Raw genomic sequence first — 24,904 nt, 5'->3', positions numbered from 1 at the left:
GCCTTTCATCCAGGTGATACAATGAAACCGATACAGATTCGCTTGTAAATTGTTGGATGGGGTCATGTCGGACCGGCCTGGAGGAACATCATGACGCAAAACATAGATTTCGTTTACGATTTTTGCAGCCCGAATGCCTTTCTGGCCCACAAGATGCTGCCAGAACTGGCCGCGCGGAATAATGCCAGGATCACGTATTCCCCTGTCCTTCTGCCTGTTGTTTTCAAGGCAACGCACAACCAGAGCCCGTTTCAGGCGTTTTCCGAGAACCGTCAGAAAACCGCCTATCTTACCCATGACTTGCATCGGTTCGCGCGACGTCGCGGGCTGAGCTTTCACATGAGCCCGCATTTTCCGATCAATACGAAATTTGCGATGCGGGGCGCCCACTTTGCCAGAGGAAAATCATGGGAAAATAGATATATAAGCGCCGTTTTTGATGCGATTTGGGTGCATGGACAAAAAGCTGACGAGTTGGCTGTTCTCGTCGATATTCTGCAAGAAAACGAACTGCCGGTTCGCAAGCTGCGCGAGGCAATGACAAGCCCTGAAATCAAACAGGACCTGAAGGATCAGACCAAATCATTCGTGCGCCGCGGCGTTTTCGGCGTTCCCAGCCTGTTTTTCGGGTCTGAAATGTTCTTTGGCAAGAACAGCTTGCCGAACCTGGAAATTGAGCTGTCGAAACACAAGAAACGGCACAAATCCAACACGTTGTGACCGGGTTCAGCTCTGACCGCAGCGTGGCTTAGAAGGCTTCGGCAAAGATGTTGCCCGACGTAACTACGTTGATCCCACCGGAAACCGGGATAATCGAACCGGTTACGTAACTGCCGCCGCGTCCGCACAGAAACAGAACACATCCCGCTATATCTTCATCACAGCCGACGCGCCCAAGCGGCACTGACTTGCCGACCTTTTCACGCTTGTCCTCATCCGCCGTAGCAAAGGCCGTCATCCGCGATACGAACGGCCCCGGAGCCAGCGCGTTGACCGTCACGTGGTAAGGCGACAGTTCCTTGGCCATGATTTTCGTCAGATGCAGAACCGCAGCCTTCGAGGCTGAATAGCTGTAGGCGCCATCCCCCATGGGAACCTCTCCCATCACGGACCCGACATTCACGACCCTGGCCGGATCGTCTGCGGTTCCGGATTGCATCAACATCGGCAGCAACCTCTGGGTAAGCTCGAAAACCCCGGCCACGTTGACCGACATCACCTTGTCCCACGCGTCATACGGAAACTGCCCCAAGGGTGCACCCCAGGTCACGCCAGAGTTATTCATAAGAATATCAAGCCTTTCCGTTCGGTCCTGAATGTCTGAAACCAGTTTGGCGATACTTGCCTCGCTGCCGATGTCTCCGGCAAACCCCTCGGCACTTCCCGGTGCCTCCAGCGCATTCAACTCGGCGGCGGCCGCGACACACGCGTCCCCGTTTCGGGAGGCAATCAAAACACGCGCACCGGCCCTGACCAGCGCTTCAGCGGCCATTCGACCGATACCCGTGGCGCCGCCTGTTACCAATGCGGTTTTGCCGGGCAGCGAGAAAAGGGTATCCGGGGTCATTGTCGTGTTCCTCTGCCAAATCTGATTTCGTTTGCATTCCGACCCGGTTCAAAGCCTTATCGTCTTTGCGGCAATCAGCCGCCCGCTGCGTTGACACGAACCCGGGTTGCACCAAAACTTCACACGACAATCTACAATCGCATCAGAGACGGTTTGCAAGTATTACTCAGCGTCGCAAGGGGCCGAGCGAGACCCCCGGACAGTTCCTGTTTTCAGATCGTGAACTTGACGGCAATGCGCCTGAAATTCTGTTTTCCCAAAAACGAAAAACGGACGTAAATATACGGCCCAATTCCAAACGGACGTGCGGTATCGTCATGCCGAATGACTGAAGATGGTTTTCTCTTCCATCACAAGTTCTGTTTTCCTGGCACCTGTCTGTATTCAATCCGTTAATGTCAGGTAGACAACCCGGCCTTTTCGCGTCTATGAACCATAGTATGGGGATCGTGAAAACATGCATAACGTCTTGGTATTGAATGGCCCTAACCTCAATCTGCTTGGTACACGGCAGCCCGAGGTTTACGGCGACACAACATTGCACATGATCGAGGACCGCTGCGTTCAGCATGGGGCGTCCATAGGGCTTGATGTAACGCATCTGCAATCCAATCACGAAGGTGTGCTGCTTGACGCCATTCATGCGGCCCGTGGTGTGCAAAGCGGGCTGGTACTGAACGCAGGGGCATTCACGCATACGTCGATTGCCCTCATGGATGCCATTGCATCTGTAGAGTTGCCGGTTGTCGAAGTGCATCTCTCCAACATTCATGCCCGAGAAGCCTTCCGGCACAGGTCCTACGTAGCCCCTGTCGCATTGGGTCAGATCTGTGGCTTCGGTGCCCAAAGCTATATCCTCGCGCTGGACGCGCTCGCGGCTCATCTGAAAGCGGGCAACACGACATGAAGCTCAAGGAATATCTTCGGTTTGTCAGCTACACCAAAACCCTGGAAGACCTTTGGGATGCTCATTGCCGCAAAATGGCCGAGTTCGGATTTACCCGCCTGATCTATGGGTACACGCAATACCGGACAGAGACGTCTCTGGGTGATCCGGAAGATTTCGTAATCCTGACGAACCACAAACGGGCTTATGTGGACGGATTCCTCAAGGATGGTCTGTATTTTCACGCTCCGATGTTGAAGTGGGCATTGGACAACGAAGGCGCCGCCAGCTGGAAAATGTTGCAGGAGATGAACTCGGGCGGAACGATGACCGCCAAGGAGCGCGAAGTTTTCGAGTTCAACAAATCCATGGGCGTGGTTTCCGGCTATACCGTCAGCTTCAACTCGGTTTCCATGCGCTCGAAAGGGGCGATTTCTCTGTCGGCCGCCAATGGGCTCAGCCAGGAAGATGTGGATGCGGTCTGGGAAGAGCACGGCGACGACATTTTGCTCATGAACAATGTCGTCCACCTGAAAATCCTGACATTGCCGTTCCATCCGCCGAACCGGGCACTGACCAAACGTCAACGCGAAGCTCTGCAATGGGTTGGTGACGGGAAAACCACTCAGGATATCGCGCTGTTGATGGGACTGACATCGGCAACGGTAGAAAAGCACCTGCGACTCGCGCGCGAAGCTCTTTCGGTCGAAACGACGGCGCAAGCGGTTCTCAAGGCGTCACTGCACAACCAGATGTTCATTATGGAAGCATAACCGCAATATTTTGACGCTATCCCGCGTCAGTTTACCCTAGGTAAGGAAATCACTACTTTTCAAACCAATCCTAAAAGTTGCAAAGTGAGAGTGTTCCGTGAGTGGTGGCTTTAGCCAGGGAACATTGGATTGGATCTTTGCAATAACAAAGCTCTCCGATCAATCTGACAAGGGGGCGCCTATTCGTCCGCGTGCCGGTGTCGGAATTTTGGGGGGCCTCGACCATCCCCATCATGCGGGGCCCTCCAATTCTTCTCTACATTTCAGAATTTTGAAATCCGCCGATGGCAGAAAAAAAGGGTTACGCAGTGCGTAACCCTATAGATTTGTTGGGAAAGGCCGTTGCCGGTTCTTTCCCTGTGCCCTTTTAGCCTTGCGCGGCTTTGGCGACTTCGGCGGCGAAATCTTCTTTTTCAACCACGATGCCTTCGCCAACTTCCAGACGGATGAAGCCGGTGATGGTCGCGCCTGCTTCCTTGGCCGCTGCTTCGACGGTCAGGTCAGGGTTCACGACAAATTGCTGGTTCAGCAGAGTCGATTCCGCGACGAATTTCTTCATACGGCCTTCGATCATCTTTTCGATCACCTGCTCCGGCTTGCCGGATTCGCGGGCGATGTCCATCTGGACCTGCTTTTCTTTCTCGACAACTGCCGGGTCCATGTCTGCTTCGGACAGGGCCGCCGGGTTCACGGCCGCGATGTGCATTGCAACCTGCTTGCCGATTGCCTCGTCGCCACCGGTCAAAGCAACCAGAACGCCGATTTTGCCCATGCCGTTGGTGGCCGCATTGTGGACGTAGGACACGACGGTGTCGCCCGACAGTTTCGCCATGCGACGCACCGACATGTTTTCACCGATGGTGGCGATCTTGTCGGTCAGGGTGTCGGCGACGGATTTGCCGCCCAGATCAGCTGCCAGCAGCTCTTCTACGTTGTCTACGCCTTCAGCCGCGTAAGCAATCTTGCCGACCATTTCCTGGAACTCGGCGTTTTTCGCGACGAAATCGGTTTCCGAGTTCACTTCAACAGCTACACCGTTGCCGCCATCGACGTGGACTGCAACCAGACCTTCTGCTGCGGTACGGCCCGATTTCTTGGCCGCCTTGGCCAGACCTTTGGTGCGCAGCCAGTCAACGGCTTCATCCATGTTGCCGCCGGTTTCAGTCAGCGCTTTTTTCGCGTCCATCATGCCTGCGCCGGTCGAGTCGCGCAGTTCTTTAACCATTGCTGCTGTGATTGCCATCTTTAGGCTCTCCTCAATTCAAACGGAATTGGGGCAGGTCTACCCTGCCCCATATGTCATTTACGTGACGGGCAGCTTACGCTTCGGCTTTGGCTTCCGGTGCGGCTTCTTCTGCGGGTGCTTCTTCAGCAACCACTTCCTCAACCGGAGCTTCTTCGAACGCGCCCAGGTCAACGCCTGCTGCACCCATCTGAGCGGTCATACCGTCCAGAGCGGCACGCGCGGCCAGGTCGCAGTACAGAGCGATGGCACGGGCTGCGTCGTCGTTGCCGGGGATGATGTAGTCAACGCCGTCGGGCGAGCAGTTGGTGTCGACAACAGCCACTACCGGGATACCCAGCTTGTTGGCTTCGGCGATCGCCAGTGCTTCTTTTTTAACGTCGATGACGAACAGCAGATCAGGAACGCCGCCCATCTCGCGGATACCGCCCAGCGACGCCTGCAGCTTAGCCTGGTCACGCTCCATGCCCAGACGCTCTTTCTTGGTCAGGCCTTCGGCGCCCGATTCCATGGCTTCGTCGATCTGGTTCAGACGGTTGATCGACTGGGAAACGGTTTTCCAGTTGGTCAACGTGCCGCCCAGCCAGCGGTGGTTCATGTAGTACTGAGCCGACTTTTCAGCGGCTTCAGCGATCGGGCCAGCAGCCTGACGCTTGGTACCAACGAACAAAACGCGGCCACCTTTTGCGACGGTGTCACGAACAGCCTGCAGAGCCTGATCCAGCATCGGAACGGTCTGGGTCAGGTCCATGATGTGGATGCCATTGCGCGAGCCGTAGATGAACGGGCCCATGCGGGGATTCCAACGCTGTGTCTGGTGACCGAAGTGCACGCCAGCTTCCAGCAGCTGACGCATGGTGAACTCGGGAAGAGCCATGCTATGTTTTCCTTTTCCGGTTTACGCCTCGGCGGGGGTGAAAGAAGCGAATGCTCCAACCGGCGGGCCAGATAGGGATGTCTCCCCTACAAGGCCCAAACCCCGCCTGCGGGTTTGAATGGCGCGCGTATACGGCAGGTTTAAAGGCAGTGCAAGGGTCAAAGCCTTATTTTTCAAGCCGCGCCAATGCATGCGCGTGGCGCACTGCCGCCTCGCAATGGGCCGCCAGTTCCTTGCGGTTGGCGAAATCCCTGACCCGGGCGGGAGAGTGATAGATCAGTTCAACGGACCCCTGCCTGCGCGCGCCCAATGTCTTGAGCAGATGGGGCGCGAAATCCATATCGCCCCACCAGCCATAGAACCGGTCAGGCTGACCTTTCGGCGCGTGGAAAATCACCGAGACCGGTTGCACATACATGAAACCCCGCAATTCATCCGCGAAGAAAGCGGCAAAGAGCGTTGTTTTGAATGGCAAAACGCGCAATCCGTCGGTCGAGGTGCCCTCGGGGAAAAACAACAGTTTATGTCCGGCCTTCAGACGTTCTTCGAAGATCGCCGTCTGCTCGCGCGCCTTTTTGCGATCCCGCTCGATGAATACGGTTCCGGTGGCCCGTGCCAACCATCCGATACCCGGCCAGTTTGCGACTTCTGCCTTGGACACGAAGTAGACCCTTTTGCGGGCGTTCAGGGCAAAGATATCCAGCCAGGATGTGTGGTTGGCAACAACTGCGCCGTGTTCCTTCATCAACGCACCCGAGCAGCGGAATCCGATTCCTAGGATTCGGAACGCGTTTCGGCACACGAACTGGCTGATGAACGGTGTGACAGGGCGTCGAACGCCACAAAGCGGCAGCTCGATCAGTCGAATGGCCAACAGAACAAGCAGCCCACCGAACACAAGGATGGCCAGGGGCAAGCCCCTCAGGATCACAAGAATCCAGCCGACAAAACCCAGTTCGATCGGATCCGGCGCATCCTCACTGTTCCAAAGCGGATCATTCACCGGATCAAGCCCCGCCATAGATGCGCTTCTGCCGCTCGTTCATACGGGTCGTATCCAGGATCAGGCACACATCGGTGGTATTGAAGGTATGATCGATGAACGCCCCTTCACCCACAAAACCGCCAAGCCTCAGATAGGCTTTGATCAGGGCCGGAACCTGCACCATGGCGCGGCGGCGATCCAGCCCGTCCGGTGCGACAAGATCCATGGTCTGAAACACGCTCGGCTGAGCCCTCACCCGCAGGTCTGGCGGTGCCAGATGATTGTGATGCAGCATGGACAATGGCTGGGCCAGTTCCTGCACATCCGTGCCATGAAAACTGGCGACGCCGAACAGAACTTCGATCTGACGTTCGGCCACATACCGAGAGAGACCATTCCAGAGATGATACATGGCCGTACCGCCCCGGTAGTCCCTGTGCAGGCAGGACCGGCCCAGTTCCAGCAACTTGCGGCCACTTTGCTTGAGAACGCTCAGATCGTATTCGTCCTCGGAATAAAACTGCCCCAAGTCAGCGGCGCGATCCCCCGGTAACAGCCTGTAAACGCCGACAACTTCTCCGGTCGCATCATCGATGGCCAGCATGTGATCGAAATAGGGATCAAACCGGTCCCGTTCCAGCCCGGTCACATGATCGATCAGCTCACCCCCGCCGCCGAGTTCACGCACAAACACGTCATAGCGCAACCGCTGCGCGGCGCGCAGTTCGTCCTGGGTTTCTGCCAATTTGATCGTGAACGAGGGGCCAGCGTCCGGCATGTCAGACTTATCGATCCTGTTTTATCAACGCGGCTGATACCCCAGTTCCTCAGGGGAAGGCAACAAGTGGGCATCTGGCCTTTTCTGTTAACTCTTCTTAAACCAGTTTCACGGATCAAAGACCGGCATCAGGGCGATGCGCGTTCCGTCGATTACCACTTTCCCCTGCTCGCGAAAGTTCACGGTGATCTTGCCTGCGATGTTGGACTGAACCTGTCCGACGCCCCATTCGGGGAAATCCGGGTGGCGAACAAACATGCCCGGTGCAAGAATAGCATTCATGTCTGTCATTTGGGGCTTCCGGTTCCTGCGGCAGATACCGCAGGAGGTACGCATGGGCAACACGAACGTCAACCTGGCTGAATTGATCGGCTCACGGATCTGCCACGATCTGATCAGCCCGATCGGGGCGATCACCAACGGGCTGGAACTGTTGGACATGGTTGGCGCTGTCCAGGGCCCCGAGATGGAGTTGATCTCGGGCAGTGTCGGCAGTGCGGGCGCGCGTATCCGGTTTTTCCGGGTTGCCTTCGGATCAGCAGGAGAACAGCCGCTGGGCCGTGCCGAAGTGGCCGAGCTGCTCAAGGACATCGAACGCACCGGACGGGTGAGGGTTATCTGGAATCTGAAGGAACCCGTGCCCCGAAATCAGGTCAAACTGGCCTTTTTGGCAATCATGTGTTTCGAAAGCGCCATGCCACTGGGCGGCACAGTCGAAATCACGACCCAGGATGGAAAATGGTCGGTCATCGGGACAGCGGACAAGCTGAACGTGGACACTGAACTGTGGAAACACGTTGCAACCGGCCGGTTTCCCAACAAGATTACACCCGCGCAGGTCCAGTTCGCTCTGCTGCCCGAAACCGCAAATGCGATGGGTCGGCGCGTTGCGGTGGAAACCGCCGCAACCCGCGTAGCGCTGCGTTTTTAATCCCGAATCGTTCCGTTTCCGCGCACCAGATATTTGAAACTGGTCAACTGGGCGGCCCCCACCGGGCCGCGGGCATGCATTTTGCCCGTGGCGATACCGATCTCGGCGCCCATCCCGAACTCGCCACCATCGGCGAACTGAGTCGAAGCGTTGTGCATCAGGATCGCGCTATCGAGGCGCTCAAAGAAACGGGCTACGGCCGTGTCATCCTCGGTCATGATACAATCGGTATGGTTTGATCCGTATCGCTGGATATGCGCAATGGCAGCGTCGATATCAGCGACGGGCTTGGCCGCGATCACGCTGTCCAGAAACTCTTTTCCCCAATCCTCCGCCGTCGCGGAAACTGTGCCCTCGACCGCAAGTGTGCCTTCGGCGTGAACTTCGACCCCTGCTTTCAGCAGTGCGGCGATCACGTCTCGCCCCAGCGTTTCGGCGATGTCCTGATGAATCAGCAGACATTCGGCAGCGCCGCAGATGCCGGTACGGCGCGTCTTGGCGTTCAGCACCACGTCCAGTGTTTTCTGCGGATCAGCACCCTTGTCGACATAGATGTGCACGATGCCTTCAAGATGCGCAAAGACAGGCACACGGGCCTCACGCTGGACCAGCCCGACCAACCCCTTGCCGCCGCGCGGAACGATGACGTCGACATAGTCGGTCAGGGTCAGCAATTCCTGAACCGCCGCGCGGTCACGTGTCGGCACCAGTTGAATCGCATCTTCCGGCAGATTGGCGGCCTTCAGCCCTTCAACCAGGCAGGCATGAATCGCGGTCGAAGAATGAAAACTCTCGGACCCTCCGCGCAGGATAACGGCATTTCCGGATTTCAGACACAGCGCGCCTGCGTCAGCGGTGACATTCGGGCGGCTTTCATAGATCACGCCGATCACACCCAGCGGGGTGCGTACGCGCTGAATATTCAATCCAGTCGGACGGTCCCATTCGGCCAGCACTTCGCCCACCGGATCGGTCTGATCAGCCACCGCCCGCAAACCATCGACCATGCCCTGAACACGCGCCTCATCCAGCATAAGGCGGTCCATCATCGCCGGGCTAAGGCCCTTCTCGCGGCCGAACTCCAGATCCTTCCGGTTGGCTTCGATGATCTGCGCCCGATTGGCCCAAACCGCGTCGGCTGCCGCAATCAGGGCGGCATGTTTGCGTTCAGAGCTCGCAAAAGCCAGATCGCGCGATGCCGCTTTGGCACGTTTTCCAAGATCAGCCATCAGAGCCGGAATGCTGTCGAAATCTTTCATGTCGCGTGCCTTTCAGGTCGTCTTTTTCAGTATCTACAGGGCCAGATCATCCCGGTGGATCAAGGCCGCACGGCCGGGATATCCAAGGGTCGCCTCGATCTCGGACGACTTGCGCCCCTTGATCGCGTCAGCCTCCTGCGCGGTGTAACGGCTGATTCCCTGCGCCAGCCGGCGAGCTTTGGGGTCAAGGATCGCGACGGGGTCGCCGCGCCCGAAATCGCCGGTCACTTCGACAATACCTGCGGGCAACAGGCTTTTGCCATTTGCCAGCGCGTTGGCAGCCCCTTCATCGATGGTGATTTCGCCACGCGGTTTCATTGCTGAAATCCAGCGTTTGCGCGCAGCATGCGGGTCCAGCGTTGCGGTAAACCACGTCGAATTCGCGCCATTTTCCAGCGTTTTCAGAGGGTTCAGAACCGATCCTTCCGTGATCGCCATCGCACAACCGCCCGCGGTGGCCATCTTGGCGGCCAGCAGCTTTGTCTTCATTCCGCCCTTTGACAGGCCAGAGCCCGCATCGCCCGCCATGGCTTCGATCTCGGGCGTGATCATGTCGATCGTTTCGAAACGCGTGGCCGAGGCGTCCTCGTTGGGGTTGCCCGAATAGAAGCCATCGACATCTGACAGCAGGATCAACTGATCCGCCCCGACCGTTACCGCGATTTGCGCGGCCAGACGATCGTTGTCGCCATACCGGATCTCATCCGTTGCCACGGTGTCGTTTTCGTTGACGATCGGTACGACACCCAAGCCCAGCAAAGTTTCCAGGGTCGCCCGTGAATTCAGATAGCGGCGACGATCCTCGCTGTCTTCCAATGTCACCAAAACCTGAGCCGTGGTAATCCCATGAGGCGTCAATGCCTCTTCATATGCACGCGCCAGACGAATTTGCCCGACGGCAGCGGCAGCTTGCGACTTTTCCAATGGCAATGTCGCCATGGACAGCCCCAAAACGCCGCGTCCCAGTGCAATAGATCCGGACGAGACAAGGATTACATCTGTCCCCTGCCCCTTGAGCCACGCGACATCCTGCGCCAACGAAAACAACCATTTATTGCGCAACTGGCCGGTTTCGCGATCAACCAGCAAAGCTGACCCGATTTTGACAACCAATCGGCGCGCAGAAGTCAGGGTTGCCAAGGCTGCGCCTCCTCAGCGGGTTTCTGACGAACACGATTGTCATCGATCTGGCCGCGCAACGCGCGCAGAACCTCGGTTACACCTTGATGAGCAACGCCGGACATCGTCATCACGGGGCCGCCAACGGCCTCTTCCAGTTCGGCTTTGGCCAGATCACGTTCTTCATCATCCAACGCATCAACCTTGTTCAGAACGGTGATCCGGGGTTTCTGGGCCAGTTCGCCGCCATAGGCCTCAAGCTCGTGAATAATCGTGCGGTAGTCATCGGCAACCGTTTCCGAGGTACCATCGACAAGATGCAGCAGCACGGCGCAGCGCTCGACATGACCAAGGAAGCGATCTCCGATCCCGCGCCCTTCATGGGCGCCTTCGATCAGGCCGGGGATGTCGGCCACCACGAATTCCACGTTGTCGACCCCCACGACACCCAGATTGGGGTGCAGCGTGGTAAACGGATAATCCGCGATCTTGGGCCGCGCGTTTGACGTGGCTGCAAGAAAGGTCGATTTGCCTGCATTCGGCATGCCCAGCAGTCCTACATCGGCAATCAGTTTCAGACGCAGCCAGATCGTACGGTCAATGCCTGCCTGCCCCGGATTTGCACGCCGGGGGGCCTGGTTGGTGGCCGATTTGAAGTGCAGGTTGCCGAAACCGCCATTGCCGCCCTTGGCCAGCAGAACACGCTGGCCCACTTCGGTCAGATCGCAGATGACGGTTTCCTCGTCTTCGTCCAGAATCTCGGTGCCGACGGGCACGCGCAGGACAATGTCATCACCGTCCTTGCCGGTACGTTGCTGCCCCCTGCCCGGCTGGCCGTTCTTGGCGAAGAAATGCTGTTGATAGCGGAAGTCGATCAGGGTGTTCAGCCCGTCCACGACCTCGACCCAGACGGAACCGCCCTTACCGCCGTCCCCGCCATCAGGGCCGCCGTATTCGATGTACTTTTCGCGTCGGAAGCTGACGCAGCCGCTACCGCCGGCCCCGGACCGGATGTAGACCTTTGCAAGATCGAGAAATTTCATGGTCTGTCCCCTACTGCAAAGGCCCCATCGGCCACAAGTCAGAGTTTTTTGCTGTACGTCCAGGTGGGCACATTCGCATCACGCGCCACCGAATAGCTTTCTGCATCGCCAAGATACTGGAACCCGCAATGAGTCAGGACCCGGGCCGAGGCCGGATTGTCCTGAAACACACTGGCAAACATCGTCGCGTTTTTCAGCGGGTTGGCATTTACCAGTGCTTCGACAGCCATAGAGGCAATGCCGGTATTCCAATAGATCGGTGCAACCCAATAGCCGACTTCGGACTGATTCCGATCCAGCCGTTTCAGCGTGATCAGACCAATCAGTTCCGGACCGCCGTCCTTGGTGGCATCCATGACCCAGACGTCCTCGTCCCGGTCCTCGGCCATCGAGCGCGTCACAAAGGCCTCGGTCGAGCCGGGGGCCAAAGGATGTGCGATACTGGTTGTCATACGTGCCACACGCTCATCACCGGCATAGTGCTCGATCAGCCCCATATCCGACCGACGCAGAGGACGCAGATCGAACCGCTCGGTTTCTATGACCGGCTGATTTATTATTGTTTCAAGTTTCATGGGTGTGTTCCTCCTCCGAACAACACGAAAAGTACGGACGCAACCGTAAGGCCTGCCAATGTCCACATCAGATATTTTTCAACGGGTCGTCCTTCAACCGCGTGGGCAATTCTATCGCCCGCAAAAGTCCAGATCGGATGAAGGATCACCTGGCAAAACAACAAACACAGAGCAATCGTAACCGTCGCTTCGAAACTGGGGGTGCCCGCAGCCACGAACCCGGTGAACCCGGCAATGATCATGGCCCAGGCCTTGGGGTTGAGCGGATGAACAATCAGCCCGGCCAGAAAGCCAGGGGCGTTCCCCTCAGCCTGCTGTCGCGACAACCGCGTGTTGGCAATCTTCCACGCCAGCCAAAAAATATAGGCCGCTGACGCGTATTTAAGCACCGTAAACACCGCGGGTGCCTGATCCGCGAGATGCAGCAACCCAAAACCGACCGGCCAAATGATCAGCTGCTTCCCAAGGATAACACCCCCGACAAAAGGCAACGCGGCGCGAAAGCCAAAACGCGCACCAGTACCCAGCAGGACCATGTTGGCCGGTCCCGGCGTGCCGACCTGGCTGGCGGCAAAGATCAGGAAACTGGTGGTTGCGACTGTCATCGGTTTGTTTGATCACGACTGCGTTAAAACGAAAAAGGGACCGGCACTTTGTGCCGGTCCCCCATGAATTTTTCTTAAACCTTCTGGGTTTCGGCTTACTCTGCGGCCTCCGCCACTGGCAGGACCGAAATGAAGGTGCGGTTTTTCAGTCCCTTGTGGAACTTTACGGCGCCATCTGTGGTTGCAAAGATGGTGTGATCCTTGCCCATGCCGACGCCTTCGCCCGGCCAGAACTTGGTGCCGCGCTGACGCACGATGATGTTGCCTGCGATGGCGGCCTGACCACCATACAGTTTCACGCCAAGGCGACGACCCGCTGAGTCGCGGCCGTTACGGGAGGAACCGCCAGCTTTTTTATGTGCCATTCTCTCTCTCCTTAGCCTTTGGCCAGCTCTTTGGCCTGCTCAACCCATTCGGGTTTCACTTTGACCGTTTCGATAGCAGCAATCTGCTCGTCCGACAAGGCGGCCAGAGCGGCAAAGCTCTCGATTCCGGCTTCGGCAAGCTTCTTGGCGGCGGCAGGGCCGACGCCGTTCAGCTTGGTCAGATCGTCCGCAGCAGCAGCGGCAGGTGCCTCTGCCTTGGCTTCGGCTTTCTTGGCAGGCTTTGCAGCAGGTGCCGCTTCGCCAGCCGGAGCCGAACCGGTTGCAGCCTTGATGCCCGACTTGTCAGCGCCCGACGACAGGATGTCGGTGATCTTGACCAGTGTCAGCTTCTGACGGTGGCCAACGGTACGCTTCGAGCTGTGCTTACGACGACGCTTGACGAACTTGATGACCTTGTCACCTTTGATCTGTTCGATCACTTCGGCCTGAACGCCTGCGCCTTCGATGAACGGTGCGCCAACGACCGGAGCGTCGCCACCCAGCATCAGAACATCGTTGAATTGAACTTTTTCACCTGCGTCGGCAGCCAGCTTTTCAACGCGGAGGATATCACCCGCCTGAACCTTGTACTGCTTGCCGCCAGTCTTGAGGACCGCAAACATGCGTCTTTCCTTTGTCTAACCGCGTTCTGTGGTCCCCTTACGGGAGTTTCCGGCTCCAAGACACTTGAAAGCCACCTCGAACAGCGCGCCCTTTTCGGGCTGTGTGAATGACCATCAGGACATCCCAAGGGTCAAATAATAACGATACCCGGCGCGGAATACCGGCCGGGATGCGCGCTTATCCATGGATCGCCGGGAAAAGTCAACACCAAAGCGTCGTCAGAGATCAGACGCCCTGAGCGTCTGTGCGACCGCCCGTCCCAACCGGAAAGATATATCGTTGAACATGCGGTCAAAGCCGTCGAACAGCGCCTCATTCAGGGCGCGCCCGGTTTCGGTTCTGGAAAACGCAATATTCTCGCGCATCTGGGTCTCGTCCAGAGGCCGATAGGCCATCAGAAGAAAAGAATAAAGCCACGCCTCGGTTTCAGCTGCGCGGCTCTCTTTCTGTGACAGAAGTTCGGCCAGCAATTCCTGATCGTCGCCTTGCGCGTCGATATCAAGACCCTGAAAGAAGCTGTAATCTGAACTCAGCGCCCCCTGAACGTTCTTTTCGACAAGGTCATTGGCCTGGATGTACTCATCGACCAACTCGAACCGAGTCGAGTCGCGTTCAACGGACTCATAGGATTCACGGGCCATGTCCTCGATGGCCTGGTCCGACATCGCCTGCCGGGCCGAGTTTTCCAGCAACACGATCGTCTGACCAAGATCGCTTTCGAAAAACAGGATCGCCTGATCAAGCTGCGCAACTGAAAGACCTGCCTCAAAGGCATCCGTCAGGAATTGCTGCATCCAGACCGGGTCGTAGATATCTTTGACCTGCGCTTCAAAATATGCGCCGCCGGTATTGTCCAACAGCGTTTCGTCAAGTTCCTCGCGGTGCCCCTGCCCTTCCTGTACGAGAATTTCCATCACATGCGAAAGGTGCATGGCCTGCGCCAGCCGGTCGACCCTTTGATCGGCCAGCAATTGTGCGCCCCACAGAACAAACGCAATCGTCAGAAAAACGCGGTGCATCAAATATCCTGTGCGGGATGCAGCTCGGCCATTCGGGCCGCAAGAACTTCGAACCGCATGGCCATGATCTCGTATTGGATCGCGTTCAGCAATTCATACACTTCCTGCATCAGGGGTTGTTCCAGCGCCTCGACATACGAGTCGACATCCGCATCGGAAAAGTCCTGATAGGTGTAAGCTGCGCCCGCAAGGCTGGACAGTTGCAGCGACTGGCGCATACCGGCTTCGTTCCGCTTCATCAGCGCACGCAATTCATCGGCATCCAGTTGCAGTTCGATGACACCTGATGCGCTGGCTGCCAGAAGAAAACGCACCTGAATTTCTTGCAGGGCCCGCACTGCGGTGCCGGTCGAATCGATCGCGTTGTTCATGCGCTTGAAACTTTCGACCCGTTGCGATCCGTCTTTGATCAGGTCTGAAATGATTTTTTGACCTTCCAACTGCTTGGCTTCATCGTCCTTAAGCATATGCGAGGCGTTTTCGGCCTCGACCAGGCGCTGACCCAGGTCGGAAGCATAAAAGTCTACCGCGTGCGTCAGCGCCTCATCACTCAGGGTTTGTTCGAGAATGGAAACCGCAGTCTCGTGCATGGCGCCGACGTCAAAGACTTCGTCCGCCAGGCGGGCCCAGTCCGAGCCAAATCCCTCAGGGTCGATCCCCAGCATCTGAGGGGCGGACCTCGAGCTCAGCGCGATGCTTTCCAGGGCGACGTCAAACCCGGTTGTGGTCAGAAAGGCCTCTATCCGATCGCGGCTGGCGGCGGAAAGTTCCAAAGGGATCAGAACAAGCGCAAAGAGCGGGGCCAGAAACCAAAAGGCAGAGCGGCGTAGAAACTGTGTCATACCTATCAGACTAGGAGTTTTGCGCTGGCAGGCAACGGAAAATCCCCGGTTTCGCAAAATCCCGAATTTTCTGCTTGCACCCCTGCCCGTTCCTCACTAAATCCCCCCCTCACAGACCCCCGCGGAGAGGTGCCGGAGTGGTCGAACGGGGCGGTCTCGAAAACCGTTGTGGGTGCAAGCCCACCCAGGGTTCGAATCCCTGTCTCTCCGCCACTATCCCAATGCAGGCTCAATGCTGCCTTTTTGGCCCACAAGAAACGCCTGAAAATTGGTTGCGTCTGCGGTCCTTTCCCGGCGGATCGCTGCCAAAACAGGGCGCGTCACCTTTGTGCAGGCGTGTTCTTGCCGCGTTTCCAGGGGCAATGAGCATAGCCCGGCTTATACTCTATTCTGCTGAGAATTATTGGGAATTCCCCTTTGTACCTGAGTTATTTTTGGCGCATCCCGGCGACACATTTTCCAAAGGAGACACACATGTCGCGTACTCTCATTCTTGCCATCGTCATCGCCGCAATTGGCGCTGGCGGGTATTTCTATCTGAATCAACCCGAACCCACACCCGCTGAACGTTTGGAAACGGCGGCAGAAGAAGCCGCCGAAGCGGTGACAGACGCGGCTTCATCCGCACAGGACGCTGCCTCTGACGCTGTTGATGCCGCGACCGAACAAGCCGCCGAAGCAGCTTCGTCGTTGGCGGATCAGGCCGCTGACACCGCCCAGGAGGCCAGCGATCAGGTGGCCGCGCTGGCCGGTCAGGGGCAGGAGTTGCTGAACTCATGGTTTCAGGAAGGCAAGCTGGACCCGACCAACTTCGACTATGATGGCATTATGGCATCCCTTCAGGACAGCACTCTGGCCACCGATCCGAAGGATCAGGCGATCAAGATTGTAAATGATATCAAGGACTCGCCTGAAACGATTGTTCAGAAAATTCAGGAACTGACCAACCTGCTGACCCAACAGTAAAGTTTTGAAGGCCGATCCACGGGTCGGCCTTTCCCAAGGGCGCATCTGCGCTGCCCCTACGTTAGGGCGTCGTTGAATTGACCTCCTTCGCGGCTTTTGATTGGCTGTGCCTGACAAACAGCCTGCACCTTGCCCGTACTATCGGGGGCTTTCCAGATATGGTGCGCGCTGTGCTTTAGCCATTTCAAGGATGATCCGATGACCGACCTGCCCCAGACAATGTTCGCCGCAATCCTGAAGCATGACGGGTATTCCGGCACGGCCACCGGACCGGCCATTGAAAACGCCGCCGACTGGTTGGAAGAAGCCGAAGTTCCCACGCCGGAACCCGGCCCGGGTCAGGTGCTGATCCGGTTGCGCGCGGCTTCGGTCAATCCGTCAGATCTGCATTTCATCAAGGGTGAATACGGGCAGCCGAGGGTCAAGGGATCCACCGCCGGCTTTGAAGGATGCGGAGACGTCGTGGCCGCCGGCAAGGGCGCCGAAGCCCTGCAAGGGCAACGCGTCGCGTTTGTTGCCGCCGGATCGGGGGCCTGGGCGGAATATGTCGTTACGCAGATGCAGATGTGCATCCCGCTGCGCCCTGATATCTCGGACGATGATGGGGCTGCTCAGATCGTCAATCCAATGACGGCGATGGCCATGGTGGATATGGCCAAGGCCGACGGCGATGCCTTTGTCGTATCAGCCGCGACCAGCCAATTGGGCAAGCTGATGTGCAGCCTTGGCCGCGACCTGGGGTTGAAGCCGATCGCTTTGGTGCGCCGGGCCGAGACGACAGGGATGTTGAAAGATCTTGGCGCGGCCGAAGTGCTGGTGACAACCGATGAAGACGTTGTCGCCAAGTTTGCGGATCTGAGCGCGCAGCTGAAACCGCGCGTGTTTCTGGATGCCGTGACGGACCAGTTGTCTGAACAATTGTTCTGCGCCATGCCCAACCGGGCGCGCTGGATCAGTTATGGCAAGCTGTCTACCGAGGCGCCGACGCTGACGCAGACCGGTCAACTGATCTTCATGAGCAAGCGGATCGAAGGCTTCTGGCTGACGAACTGGATGATGTCGACCCCGCCCGCTGATCAGATGCGCGTCGTGGCCGAGGTTCAGGCCCGGTTTGCCGACGGGCGCTGGAAAACGGATGTTTCGGAACATCTTAGGCTGAAAAATCTTGTGCCAAATCTGGCGGATGCGCTGAAAAAGAGTGACGGCAAGGTGATTATCACGCCATAGTAGAACAAACCCGCGTCACCGCAGGATACGCGCGGGCAGAACGCGACACCGGCAAACCGGTCGAGGGAGGACAGTTTGGATAACGCACAGCTGCTGATCAGCGGACTGGCAAACGGGTGTGTCTATGGCCTGATCGCGCTTGGCTTTGTTCTGATCTACAAGGCGACCGAAGCGGTAAATTTCGCGCAGGGCGATTTCATGATGCTGGGGGCCTTTGTCTCCATCGGCCTGACCAATACCGAGTACATGGGTCTGCCGTTCTGGCTGGCCCTGCCGATATCACTGGGGATCATGGGCGCATTGGGATATCTTCTGGATCGCCTGATCATCCGTCGCCTGTTTGGCGAAAGTCAGACCGCCGTTGTTATCCTGACCATCGCCCTGGGCTTTGTGATCCGTTTCGTGGCCGGATTGATCTGGGGGCACGAACCGCAAACACTGCAAAACCCGCTGGCGGGGAAAGATCTGCGCTTTGGCGGCCTTGTGCTGGGGCTGGAGGATGTCGCCGTGATCGTCGTGACCATCCTGCTGACATGGGGCCTTTACGTCTTTTTCAAACGCTCCAAACTTGGGCTGGCGATGCAGGGGGCGTCGCAGAACCAGCTGGCAGCGTATTACATGGGTGTACCTGTCAAGCGGGTTCAGGGGTTCATCTGGGCGCTGGCCGGTGTCGTTGCGGGGATTGCGGGCATTCTGTTCGCCGCCAAGGGCGCGGTGGATCCGACAACCGGATTACTGGGCATCAAGGCATTTGCCGCCGCCGTTATCGGAGGATTCGGAAGCCTGCCCGGTGCGTTGGCCGGTGGACTTATCGTCGGCGTGATCGAACCTTTTGCCAGCCGCTATATCGCGGCGGGTTACAGCCAGATCGCGCCATACGCCCTGCTGCTTGCCGTGCTGATCTTTCGCCCCAACGGGTTGTTCAGTCAGGTTCGGGTCAAAAAGGTCTGAGCCATGCGGATCGTCTTCAAAACCGACTACATGCAGGATATCCGCCCGTGGAAAGACCGCTATCAGCTTGTCCTGTATCTGATCCTTCTGACGGTTGTTGCCGCAGCCCCCTGGTGGCTTGACGAGTTCTATCTGGGTGAACTGACCAACGTCCTGATCTGGGCCATTGCCGGGTTGGGTCTGATGATCCTGACCGGGCATACAGGGCAAGTCAGTCTGGGCCACGCGGCCTTTCTGGCCTTTGGCTGCTATGCCAACGTCGCCCTGATAGAAGCCGGGGTGCCCTTTCTGGTTGCTTTCCCGCTGGCGGGCATTCTGACCGGGATAGCGGGCGTGACGGTCGCGATCCCTGCCCTGCGCCTGCATGGCATCTATCTGGCCATCTTCACCATGGCGCTTTCGATCCTGATGGACGACATCATCGTTCTGTCCGAACCCATCACCGGCGGTGTTGCGGGCAAGTATGTCGGCGGGGTCGAAATCTTCGGCCATCTGGTAGACCGCTGGGGAACGCCCGATCAGTTCTTCTGGCTGGTCCTGACCGTCGCCGTTCTGGTCACACTGGGATATATCAACCTGCTGCGCGCGCCTTTGGGCCGCAGCTTTATCGCTGTGCGCGACTCTGAGGTTTCGGCCCAGGCGATGGGAATCGATATCGCGCGGACAAAGATGATCTCTTTCGCCTTGTCCTGCGCGGTGACGGGCTGGGCCGGGGCACTGATGGGGTTGTTCGCCGGAGCGTTCAACAACGAAACCTTCAGTGTTCTGATCTCGATCCAATTGTTGATGATGATCGTGATCGGTGGGCTTGGGTCGATCCACGGCGCGTTTCTGGGCGCGATCGTGATCGGGTTCCTGCCGCAGTTTCTGTCTATCTCAAAAGAATATGCCGGCGCTCTGTTCGGTGGCAGTACGGTGGCCATTCCGGGATTGGAGTTCGGCATCTTCGGCATGATACTGATTGCCTTCATCCTGTTCGAACCCATGGGCATCTATGGCCGCTGGCTGAAAATCCGCACCTGGTTCGAGCTGTTCCCCTTCTATCGAAAGGACATGTTCAAACGGCAGAAGTCTTATCTCAAGACGGAGCGTCTGAGATGAGCTTGCTGGAGTTCGAAAATGTCACCCTCAAGTTCGGCGGCCTGACGGCGGTGGATGACCTGTCATTCGATGTTCGGGAAGGTGAGGTTTTCGCCATCGTCGGTCCAAACGGTGCGGGCAAGTCCACTGTTTTCAACCTGATTTCCCGGTTCTACGATCCCGTTGACGGGGCGATCCGGTTTGACGGGCATGATCTGCTTCAGGTCAAACCGTCCGGCGTCGCCGCCTATGGCGTGGCGCGGACCTTCCAGAATATCGAACTGTTCGAACACGCCACCGTTCTGCAAAACCTGCTGGTCGGGCGGCACCGCCACCGCAGGACAAACCTGATTTCCGAGATTCTGTTCACCCCGTCCGCAAAGCAACAGGAACTGGAAAACCGCGAGAAAGTGGAACGGATCATCGATTTTCTCGACCTGCAAACCTATCGCGACAAGATGATATCCGGGCTGCCCTACGGCGTACGCAAAGTGGTTGAAGTTGCTCGCGCTTTGGCAACCGACCCCAAATTGCTGCTACTGGATGAGCCGGCCTCGGGGTTGTCCGTCGAGGAGACAACAGACATGCGTTGGTGGATCGATGATATCCGACGGCAGATGGGCATCACCGTTTTGATGGTAGAACATGACATGGGCCTGGTCTCGGGCGTGTCAGACCGGGTTCTGGCCATGGCAGATGGTGCCAAACTGGCGCTTGGAACCCCGGCCGAAGTTCAATCGCACCCGGCGGTGATTGAAGCTTATCTGGGGAAAGCCTCATGAGCGCGCCAATCCTGAAAATCCGAAATGTCGAAAGCTTTTATGGCCCGATAATGGCCATTCGTGGCGTTTCTCTGGATGTTCACGAAGGTGCGATTGTCTCGATCCTTGGCGCAAACGGTGCCGGCAAGACGACGTTGATGAAAACCGTCTCGGGTGTGATGGACCCGGAAAAAGGCACGATCACCTTTGATGGAGACGACATTCAGGGGGCCGAGCCGCATACAGTCGTCCAGCGCGGGATTGTGCATGTGCCCGAAGGGCGCGAGGTGTTTCCCCTGCTCACCGTCGATGAAAACCTGAGCCTCGGCGCGTATACTCGATCGGACAAGGCGCAGATCGACCAGGATCGCGAGCTGGTTTTCAGTTACTTTCCCGTTCTGAAAGATCGCCGCACGCAAGAGGCCGGCACCCTGTCAGGTGGGCAGCAACAGATGCTGGCAATCGGACGTGGGCTGATGGCCCGCCCCCGCATCATGCTGCTGGATGAACCGTCACTGGGTCTGTCACCGCTTTTGGTGCAGGAAATATTCGCCATTCTGAAGCGTCTGAACGAAGAACAGCATATGACAATGCTACTGGTCGAACAGAACGCCAATGCTGCATTGGAACTGGCGCATCATGGTTACGTGATGGAGGTTGGACGCATCGTCATGGACGGCGCTGCGGATGAGTTGCTGAAGTCCGAGGACATCCAGAACTTCTATCTAGGCGTGCGGGAAGAAGGCGCGCGCGAAAACCGCCGTTGGAAGCGCAAGAAGACGTGGAGGTAAGCAAGATGGATGCGACGCCCCTCGCCCCGCAGATCAGGATCAACGGCATTGAGCTTAATGCAACACCCGGACAACGCCCTTTGCGCGTGGATGGGTGCACCACCATCAGTGCGCTGTTTCAAAGCCGTTGTGCGGAACTGGGGGATCGAACGGCCCATCGTGAAAAGGACTTGGGCATCTGGAAGTCATATTCCTGGGCCGACTACTGGCAGCACGCCAAGTGGATCGGGCTTGCCCTGCGAAAGCTGGGTTTGAAGCGCGGAGACGTTGTTTCGATCCTGTCCGAGGACCGCAAGGAATGGATGTGGTTCGACATGGGCATTCAGTGCGTCGGGGGCATTTCTTCTGGCGTCTACACCACGGATTCCGCCAATCAGTTGCAATATCTGGTCAACGACAGTGGCAGCAAGTTCCTGATCGTCGAGGACGAAGAACATCTGGACAAGTTTCTGGAAGTCGAAAGCGAGGTTCCGGATCTGGTCAAGGTGATCATTCTGGAGGGCGAGGGCTTGCATGACCTGACCCATCCACGCTGCATGATGATCGACGACCTTTACGCTTTGGGCCAGCAGGCCGAACAGGAAGATCCGGGGCGGTTCGAAGCCGAAATCGCACAGGCCAAACCTCAGGACACAGCTTTGCTGGTTTACACATCTGGCACCACCGGCCAACCCAAGGGTGCGATGTTGAGCCATGAAAACATCCTGGCCGGCATTGAGGCCGGTGCCTGGTCACTGCCAACACAGGCCAGTGACGAACAGCTGTGTTTTCTGCCGCTCTGCCATATTCTGGAACGCGACGTGTCTGTCTATTTCCCGCTGGCCGCCCGCTGCACCGTGAATTTCGCGGAAAGCCCCGAGACGGTGTTTGCAAATCTGCAAGAGGTCTCGCCCTCGACCTTCACGGCAGTGCCGAGAGTTTGGGAAAAGATCCATGCGCAGGTGCAAATCCTGGCGCAGGATGCAACGGCGCTGGGTCGAATGGCATACGGTCTTGCCCTGAAGGCCGGCGCGCGCCGGGCCGATTACGTGAGTTCGGGAAAACCCGTTCCCGCCGTCATCGCGGCCCGGTTCTGGTTCTGGGATCAGTTGGTTCTGAAGAATTTGCGCCGGATGCTGGGCTTGGACAAGCTGCGCCGGGGTGGCACGGGTGCCGCGCCTATCTCGGCGGATTTGTTGAAATGGTACTGGGCCATCGGAGTGCCGATCGTCGAGGGCTTCGGCATGACCGAGACGTCCGGCCTTGCAACACTCAACACAGTGGAAAGCAACAAGATCGGGACCATCGGCAAGGTCGTCCCGGGGTGCGATATCCGTATCTCGGACGAAGGTGAAATTCAGCTCAAGGGCATGAACATCTTTCAGGGCTATTGGCGCAACAACGCCAAGACGGCGGAAAGCTTTACCGCCGACGGCTGGCTGCGTACCGGCGATATGGGGCATATCGACGAGGACGGTTTTGTCACCATCACCGGCAGGTTAAAAGACATCATCATCACCGCCGGCGGCAAGAACATCACCCCGGCCGAAATCGAAAGCCGTCTGAAGTTCAGCCATTACATCTCGGACGCGGTGATCATCGGTGATCGGCGCAAATACCTCACGGCGCTGATCATGATCGATCAGGAAAATGTCGAGAAATATGCGCAGGACCAGAAAATCCCATTCTCGAACTTTGCTTCGCTCTGCGCCGCGGCCGAGGTGCGCGAACTGATCGGCGCCGAAGTGGCCGCCGTGAACGAGGATTTCGCGAGGGTCGAACAGATCAAGGACTTTCGCCTGATCGACGTTCTGCTGACCGCCGAGGATGAAGAGCTTACCGCCACGATGAAGCTGAAACGCGGCCTGGTCGAAAAGAAACACGGACATCTGATTGAAGACATGTACACTTAGCCTAAGAATTTTCGGGAGGAGAAAGATGAAGAAGTCACTCAAATGGCTGGCCGCAGCCACGGCGTTGACCGCCTCGGCAAGCATCGGTTCGGCTCAGACACAGGGCGTTACGGACGAAGAGATAGTCATTGGGTCCGTCAACGACCTGAGCGGCATCTTTGCCGCAGTGGGTGTTCCGGCAACCAAAGGTGCCAACGTGGTATTCGACCGCGTGAACGAAGCCGGTGGCATACACGGGCGCAAAATCCGCTATGTGGTCGAGGACAACGGCTATCAGATGCCGCGTGCGATGCAGGGCTACAACAAGCTGCTGAACCGCGACAAGGTGTTCGCCATGCTGCAATCGCTTGGCACGCCGATGAACATGGCCGGGTTCAAGCTGTTGGATCCCAAGGGTATTCCCAACGTTGCACCTCTGACCGCCGCGCGTCAGATGTTGCAGGAGCCGATGCGGAACAAGTTCACGTCTTTCTCGACCTACTATGATCAGGCGCGTGTCGGTGTGAAATATCTGGCCGGCGAATTTGGATCAAAGACGGTCTGCACCATGTATCTGCCAACAGATTTCGGTGAAGAAATTCTTGAAGGCAGCAAGGCCGGCGCCGAAGAGGCCGGGATCGGTTTTGGATCTGAAACGACCCACAAGCCGGATGAGACGGATTTTGTCGGATCGCTCAGCAAGCTCAAGGAAGAAGGCTGCGATATCGTCACCATGGCGCTTGGGGTGCGTCAGGCGATCACCGTTGTTGGCACCGCCAAGAAGATGGGCCTGACGGACATGAAGTTCCTCGGCACTTCGGCCAGTTTCCTGACTGTCGTGGCACAGGTTCCCGGAGGGGTGACTGACGGGTTCTATGCGGCAGCCTCGTGGCAGGATCTGTGGGCGCGTGCAGATCAACCTGCCCCGGCGGCGTTTATCGAAGAATACAAGGCCGCCACGGGCGAAGACCCGGTTGGATTCGCCATGTTGGGCTATTCCGCCGCCGAAATGATGGTCAAAGCGCTTGAGGCCGCGGGCCCTGACCTGACGCATGACAGCTTTATCGAGGCGATGGAGTCACTGGACTATCAGGATGATCTGGTCGGCAACCATATTTCCTATGGCCCGGACGATCACCAGGGGGCGGATACGGTTTTCGTCAACGTCGTTGAAAACGGCGCGTGGAAGCTGGTTTACGAAGAATAAGATTTCCCGCAAAAACAATGCAAAAGGGCTCGCAATTGCGAGCCCTTTCTTATTGGGTTTTCCCGGCGAATTAACGCTTCGAGAACTGGAACGAACGGCGGGCTTTGCGCTTACCGAATTTCTTACGTTCCACAACGCGGCTGTCGCGGGTCAGGAAGCCAGCGGCTTTCAAGGCGCCGCGCAGGTTGGGATCGTACAGTTGCAGCGCTTTCGAGATGCCGTGCTTGACCGCACCGGCCTGACCGGTCAGGCCACCACCTTTGACGGTGGCGACAACGTCGAACTCGCCTTCGACACCAGCAACCTGGAACGGCTGGCGCAGGATCAGTTGCAGAACGGGACGTGCGAAATAGACGTCCTGATCCTTGCCGTTCACGGTGACCTTGCCGGAACCCGGCTTGATCCAGACGCGGGCAACAGCGTCTTTACGCTTGCCGGTGGCGTAGGAACGGCCCAGCTCGTCACGTACGGGTTCACGCACGATGACTTCTTCGGCCACGGTTTCAACGCCTGCGACGGCGCTCAGCTCTTCGAGAGTATTGATCTGATCAGCCATCGG

28 protein-coding genes and 1 tRNA gene are annotated in these 24,904 nt (G+C 57.5%); 13 read left to right on the top strand and 16 right to left on the bottom strand.

Features of this window, described 5'->3' with window-relative positions; translation table 11 throughout:
- Window positions 1-90 precede the first annotated feature (90 nt).
- Window positions 91-720, top strand: coding sequence for a 2-hydroxychromene-2-carboxylate isomerase (locus NOR97_RS07525; protein WP_257600726.1), 630 nt, complete (start codon window positions 91-93; stop codon window positions 718-720).
- 28 nt (window positions 721-748) lie between these two features.
- Here NOR97_RS07525 and NOR97_RS07520 read toward each other — a convergent pair whose 3' ends face one another.
- Window positions 749-1,567 carry an SDR family oxidoreductase gene (locus tag NOR97_RS07520; protein WP_257600725.1) on the bottom strand — a complete coding sequence of 273 codons (819 nt, stop codon included), beginning with the start codon at window positions 1,565-1,567 and terminating at the stop codon, window positions 749-751.
- 457 nt (window positions 1,568-2,024) lie between these two features.
- Here NOR97_RS07520 and aroQ point away from each other — a divergent pair, with 457 nt between their 5' ends.
- Window positions 2,025-2,474 carry a type II 3-dehydroquinate dehydratase gene (gene aroQ / locus NOR97_RS07515; RefSeq protein ID WP_170344299.1) on the top strand — a complete coding sequence of 150 codons (450 nt, stop codon included), beginning with the start codon at window positions 2,025-2,027 and terminating at the stop codon, window positions 2,472-2,474.
- Window positions 2,471-3,226 carry an autoinducer binding domain-containing protein gene (locus tag NOR97_RS07510; protein WP_170344301.1) on the top strand — a complete coding sequence of 252 codons (756 nt, stop codon included), beginning with the start codon at window positions 2,471-2,473 and terminating at the stop codon, window positions 3,224-3,226. Before aroQ ends, NOR97_RS07510 begins: the two co-directional genes overlap by 4 nt.
- Window positions 3,227-3,593: 367 nt before the next feature.
- On the opposite strand, the gene tsf is transcribed toward NOR97_RS07510, so the two are convergent.
- From tsf to NOR97_RS07485, 5 genes are all read right to left on the bottom strand, one after another.
- A complete protein-coding gene (gene tsf, locus NOR97_RS07505; RefSeq protein ID WP_152457972.1) occupies window positions 3,594-4,469 on the bottom strand; it encodes a translation elongation factor Ts in 876 nt (291 codons plus the stop codon).
- A gap of 76 nt (window positions 4,470-4,545) precedes the next feature.
- The gene (gene rpsB / locus NOR97_RS07500) at window positions 4,546-5,346 is read right to left on the bottom strand and encodes a 30S ribosomal protein S2 (protein WP_170344303.1); all 801 of its coding nucleotides are present in this window, start codon (window positions 5,344-5,346) and stop codon (window positions 4,546-4,548) included.
- A 166-nt stretch (window positions 5,347-5,512) separates the two neighbouring features.
- The gene (locus NOR97_RS07495; protein ID WP_257600724.1) at window positions 5,513-6,367 is read right to left on the bottom strand and encodes a 1-acyl-sn-glycerol-3-phosphate acyltransferase; all 855 of its coding nucleotides are present in this window, start codon (window positions 6,365-6,367) and stop codon (window positions 5,513-5,515) included.
- Entirely contained in the window at window positions 6,354-7,109 is a 756-nt protein-coding gene (locus NOR97_RS07490; protein ID WP_170344307.1) for a GNAT family N-acetyltransferase, read from the bottom strand. The genes NOR97_RS07495 and NOR97_RS07490 overlap by 14 nt, the downstream gene beginning before the upstream one ends.
- A gap of 108 nt (window positions 7,110-7,217) precedes the next feature.
- Entirely contained in the window at window positions 7,218-7,400 is a 183-nt protein-coding gene (locus tag NOR97_RS07485) for a DUF3553 domain-containing protein (RefSeq protein ID WP_050602459.1), read from the bottom strand.
- Between the two features lie 43 nt (window positions 7,401-7,443).
- On the opposite strand from NOR97_RS07485, the gene NOR97_RS07480 reads away from it, so the two are divergent.
- Entirely contained in the window at window positions 7,444-8,040 is a 597-nt protein-coding gene (locus tag NOR97_RS07480) for a histidine phosphotransferase family protein (RefSeq protein WP_170344308.1), read from the top strand.
- On the opposite strand, the gene NOR97_RS07475 is transcribed toward NOR97_RS07480, so the two are convergent.
- The 9 genes from NOR97_RS07475 to NOR97_RS07435 form a co-directional block, all read right to left on the bottom strand.
- Complete coding sequence (locus tag NOR97_RS07475) at window positions 8,037-9,299, bottom strand: glutamate-5-semialdehyde dehydrogenase (RefSeq protein ID WP_170344310.1); 1,263 nt, start codon at window positions 9,297-9,299, stop codon at window positions 8,037-8,039. The two genes, NOR97_RS07480 and NOR97_RS07475, sit on opposite strands and share 4 nt — an antisense overlap.
- Window positions 9,300-9,332: 33 nt before the next feature.
- Complete coding sequence (proB, locus tag NOR97_RS07470; RefSeq protein WP_257600723.1) at window positions 9,333-10,439, bottom strand: glutamate 5-kinase; 1,107 nt, start codon at window positions 10,437-10,439, stop codon at window positions 9,333-9,335.
- Entirely contained in the window at window positions 10,427-11,461 is a 1,035-nt protein-coding gene (gene obgE, locus NOR97_RS07465; protein WP_170344313.1) for a GTPase ObgE, read from the bottom strand. Before obgE ends, proB begins: the two co-directional genes overlap by 13 nt.
- Before the next feature lie 38 nt (window positions 11,462-11,499).
- On the bottom strand, window positions 11,500-12,036 hold the full coding sequence (locus tag NOR97_RS07460; RefSeq protein ID WP_152457964.1) for a GNAT family N-acetyltransferase: 537 nt from the start codon (window positions 12,034-12,036) through the stop codon (window positions 11,500-11,502).
- Window positions 12,033-12,641 carry a LysE family translocator gene (locus NOR97_RS07455; RefSeq protein ID WP_152457963.1) on the bottom strand — a complete coding sequence of 203 codons (609 nt, stop codon included), beginning with the start codon at window positions 12,639-12,641 and terminating at the stop codon, window positions 12,033-12,035. Before NOR97_RS07455 ends, NOR97_RS07460 begins: the two co-directional genes overlap by 4 nt.
- Before the next feature lie 95 nt (window positions 12,642-12,736).
- Complete coding sequence (rpmA, locus tag NOR97_RS07450; protein WP_039535512.1) at window positions 12,737-13,006, bottom strand: 50S ribosomal protein L27; 270 nt, start codon at window positions 13,004-13,006, stop codon at window positions 12,737-12,739.
- 11 nt (window positions 13,007-13,017) lie between these two features.
- The gene (locus NOR97_RS07445) at window positions 13,018-13,629 is read right to left on the bottom strand and encodes a 50S ribosomal protein L21 (protein WP_152457962.1); all 612 of its coding nucleotides are present in this window, start codon (window positions 13,627-13,629) and stop codon (window positions 13,018-13,020) included.
- 219 nt (window positions 13,630-13,848) lie between these two features.
- Window positions 13,849-14,649 carry a DUF2059 domain-containing protein gene (locus NOR97_RS07440; RefSeq protein WP_257600721.1) on the bottom strand — a complete coding sequence of 267 codons (801 nt, stop codon included), beginning with the start codon at window positions 14,647-14,649 and terminating at the stop codon, window positions 13,849-13,851.
- Entirely contained in the window at window positions 14,649-15,491 is an 843-nt protein-coding gene (locus NOR97_RS07435) for a DUF2059 domain-containing protein (RefSeq protein ID WP_257600720.1), read from the bottom strand. Before NOR97_RS07435 ends, NOR97_RS07440 begins: the two co-directional genes overlap by 1 nt.
- Window positions 15,492-15,614: 123 nt before the next feature.
- Here NOR97_RS07435 and NOR97_RS07430 point away from each other — a divergent pair.
- From NOR97_RS07430 to NOR97_RS07390, 9 genes are all read left to right on the top strand, one after another.
- A tRNA-Ser gene (locus NOR97_RS07430) sits at window positions 15,615-15,704 on the top strand.
- Window positions 15,705-15,965: 261 nt separating this feature from the next.
- Window positions 15,966-16,457 carry a hypothetical protein gene (locus NOR97_RS07425; protein WP_257600719.1) on the top strand — a complete coding sequence of 164 codons (492 nt, stop codon included), beginning with the start codon at window positions 15,966-15,968 and terminating at the stop codon, window positions 16,455-16,457.
- 198 nt (window positions 16,458-16,655) lie between these two features.
- Window positions 16,656-17,684 carry an alcohol dehydrogenase catalytic domain-containing protein gene (locus tag NOR97_RS07420; RefSeq protein ID WP_257600718.1) on the top strand — a complete coding sequence of 343 codons (1,029 nt, stop codon included), beginning with the start codon at window positions 16,656-16,658 and terminating at the stop codon, window positions 17,682-17,684.
- A 75-nt stretch (window positions 17,685-17,759) separates the two neighbouring features.
- Complete coding sequence (locus NOR97_RS07415) at window positions 17,760-18,635, top strand: branched-chain amino acid ABC transporter permease (RefSeq protein ID WP_257600717.1); 876 nt, start codon at window positions 17,760-17,762, stop codon at window positions 18,633-18,635.
- Between the two features lie 3 nt (window positions 18,636-18,638).
- On the top strand, window positions 18,639-19,736 hold the full coding sequence (locus NOR97_RS07410) for a branched-chain amino acid ABC transporter permease (RefSeq protein WP_170344325.1): 1,098 nt from the start codon (window positions 18,639-18,641) through the stop codon (window positions 19,734-19,736).
- Window positions 19,733-20,497: an ABC transporter ATP-binding protein gene (locus NOR97_RS07405; protein WP_257600716.1), complete on the top strand. Its 765-nt coding sequence runs from the start codon at window positions 19,733-19,735 to the stop codon at window positions 20,495-20,497. Before NOR97_RS07410 ends, NOR97_RS07405 begins: the two co-directional genes overlap by 4 nt.
- Entirely contained in the window at window positions 20,494-21,267 is a 774-nt protein-coding gene (locus tag NOR97_RS07400; RefSeq protein ID WP_170344329.1) for an ABC transporter ATP-binding protein, read from the top strand. Before NOR97_RS07405 ends, NOR97_RS07400 begins: the two co-directional genes overlap by 4 nt.
- 5 nt (window positions 21,268-21,272) lie before the next feature.
- Complete coding sequence (locus tag NOR97_RS07395) at window positions 21,273-23,159, top strand: long-chain fatty acid--CoA ligase (protein WP_257600714.1); 1,887 nt, start codon at window positions 21,273-21,275, stop codon at window positions 23,157-23,159.
- Window positions 23,160-23,184: 25 nt separating this feature from the next.
- Entirely contained in the window at window positions 23,185-24,345 is a 1,161-nt protein-coding gene (locus tag NOR97_RS07390) for an ABC transporter substrate-binding protein (RefSeq protein WP_257600713.1), read from the top strand.
- 70 nt (window positions 24,346-24,415) lie between these two features.
- Here NOR97_RS07390 and rpsI read toward each other — a convergent pair whose 3' ends face one another.
- A complete protein-coding gene (gene rpsI / locus NOR97_RS07385) occupies window positions 24,416-24,901 on the bottom strand; it encodes a 30S ribosomal protein S9 (RefSeq protein ID WP_152457951.1) in 486 nt (161 codons plus the stop codon).
- Window positions 24,902-24,904: the final 3 nt, after the last annotated feature.

It is taken from the genome of Ruegeria sp. YS9, assembly GCF_024628725.1.
Taxonomy (GTDB): Bacteria; Pseudomonadota; Alphaproteobacteria; order Rhodobacterales; family Rhodobacteraceae; genus Ruegeria; species Ruegeria atlantica_C.
The sequence above is the reverse complement of the archived record's forward strand: the minus strand, read 5'-3'. Positions and strand labels throughout refer to the sequence as shown.

What these genes read in the sequence shown, in the direction of transcription:
- NOR97_RS07425 (WP_257600719.1), top strand. Translation starts at nt 15,966, where the DNA reads ATGTCGCGTACTCTCATTCTTGCCATCGTCATCGCCGCAATTGGCGCT.
- NOR97_RS07490 (WP_170344307.1), bottom strand. Translation starts at nt 7,109, where the DNA reads ATGCCGGACGCTGGCCCCTCGTTCACGATCAAATTGGCAGAAACCCAG.
- NOR97_RS07525 (WP_257600726.1), top strand. Translation starts at nt 91, where the DNA reads ATGACGCAAAACATAGATTTCGTTTACGATTTTTGCAGCCCGAATGCC.
- NOR97_RS07400 (WP_170344329.1), top strand. Translation starts at nt 20,494, where the DNA reads ATGAGCGCGCCAATCCTGAAAATCCGAAATGTCGAAAGCTTTTATGGC.
- rpmA (WP_039535512.1), bottom strand. Translation starts at nt 13,006, where the DNA reads ATGGCACATAAAAAAGCTGGCGGTTCCTCCCGTAACGGCCGCGACTCA.
- NOR97_RS07420 (WP_257600718.1), top strand. Translation starts at nt 16,656, where the DNA reads ATGACCGACCTGCCCCAGACAATGTTCGCCGCAATCCTGAAGCATGAC.
- NOR97_RS07520 (WP_257600725.1), bottom strand. Translation starts at nt 1,567, where the DNA reads ATGACCCCGGATACCCTTTTCTCGCTGCCCGGCAAAACCGCATTGGTA.
- NOR97_RS07410 (WP_170344325.1), top strand. Translation starts at nt 18,639, where the DNA reads ATGCGGATCGTCTTCAAAACCGACTACATGCAGGATATCCGCCCGTGG.
- aroQ (WP_170344299.1), top strand. Translation starts at nt 2,025, where the DNA reads ATGCATAACGTCTTGGTATTGAATGGCCCTAACCTCAATCTGCTTGGT.
- NOR97_RS07475 (WP_170344310.1), bottom strand. Translation starts at nt 9,299, where the DNA reads ATGAAAGATTTCGACAGCATTCCGGCTCTGATGGCTGATCTTGGAAAA.
- rpsB (WP_170344303.1), bottom strand. Translation starts at nt 5,346, where the DNA reads ATGGCTCTTCCCGAGTTCACCATGCGTCAGCTGCTGGAAGCTGGCGTG.
- NOR97_RS07510 (WP_170344301.1), top strand. Translation starts at nt 2,471, where the DNA reads ATGAAGCTCAAGGAATATCTTCGGTTTGTCAGCTACACCAAAACCCTG.
- NOR97_RS07495 (WP_257600724.1), bottom strand. Translation starts at nt 6,367, where the DNA reads ATGGCGGGGCTTGATCCGGTGAATGATCCGCTTTGGAACAGTGAGGAT.
- NOR97_RS07435 (WP_257600720.1), bottom strand. Translation starts at nt 15,491, where the DNA reads ATGACACAGTTTCTACGCCGCTCTGCCTTTTGGTTTCTGGCCCCGCTC.
- NOR97_RS07390 (WP_257600713.1), top strand. Translation starts at nt 23,185, where the DNA reads ATGAAGAAGTCACTCAAATGGCTGGCCGCAGCCACGGCGTTGACCGCC.
- NOR97_RS07455 (WP_152457963.1), bottom strand. Translation starts at nt 12,641, where the DNA reads ATGACAGTCGCAACCACCAGTTTCCTGATCTTTGCCGCCAGCCAGGTC.
- NOR97_RS07480 (WP_170344308.1), top strand. Translation starts at nt 7,444, where the DNA reads ATGGGCAACACGAACGTCAACCTGGCTGAATTGATCGGCTCACGGATC.
- NOR97_RS07485 (WP_050602459.1), bottom strand. Translation starts at nt 7,400, where the DNA reads ATGACAGACATGAATGCTATTCTTGCACCGGGCATGTTTGTTCGCCAC.
- NOR97_RS07405 (WP_257600716.1), top strand. Translation starts at nt 19,733, where the DNA reads ATGAGCTTGCTGGAGTTCGAAAATGTCACCCTCAAGTTCGGCGGCCTG.
- rpsI (WP_152457951.1), bottom strand. Translation starts at nt 24,901, where the DNA reads ATGGCTGATCAGATCAATACTCTCGAAGAGCTGAGCGCCGTCGCAGGC.
- NOR97_RS07395 (WP_257600714.1), top strand. Translation starts at nt 21,273, where the DNA reads ATGGATGCGACGCCCCTCGCCCCGCAGATCAGGATCAACGGCATTGAG.
- NOR97_RS07460 (WP_152457964.1), bottom strand. Translation starts at nt 12,036, where the DNA reads ATGAAACTTGAAACAATAATAAATCAGCCGGTCATAGAAACCGAGCGG.
- NOR97_RS07445 (WP_152457962.1), bottom strand. Translation starts at nt 13,629, where the DNA reads ATGTTTGCGGTCCTCAAGACTGGCGGCAAGCAGTACAAGGTTCAGGCG.
- tsf (WP_152457972.1), bottom strand. Translation starts at nt 4,469, where the DNA reads ATGGCAATCACAGCAGCAATGGTTAAAGAACTGCGCGACTCGACCGGC.
- obgE (WP_170344313.1), bottom strand. Translation starts at nt 11,461, where the DNA reads ATGAAATTTCTCGATCTTGCAAAGGTCTACATCCGGTCCGGGGCCGGC.
- NOR97_RS07440 (WP_257600721.1), bottom strand. Translation starts at nt 14,649, where the DNA reads ATGCACCGCGTTTTTCTGACGATTGCGTTTGTTCTGTGGGGCGCACAA.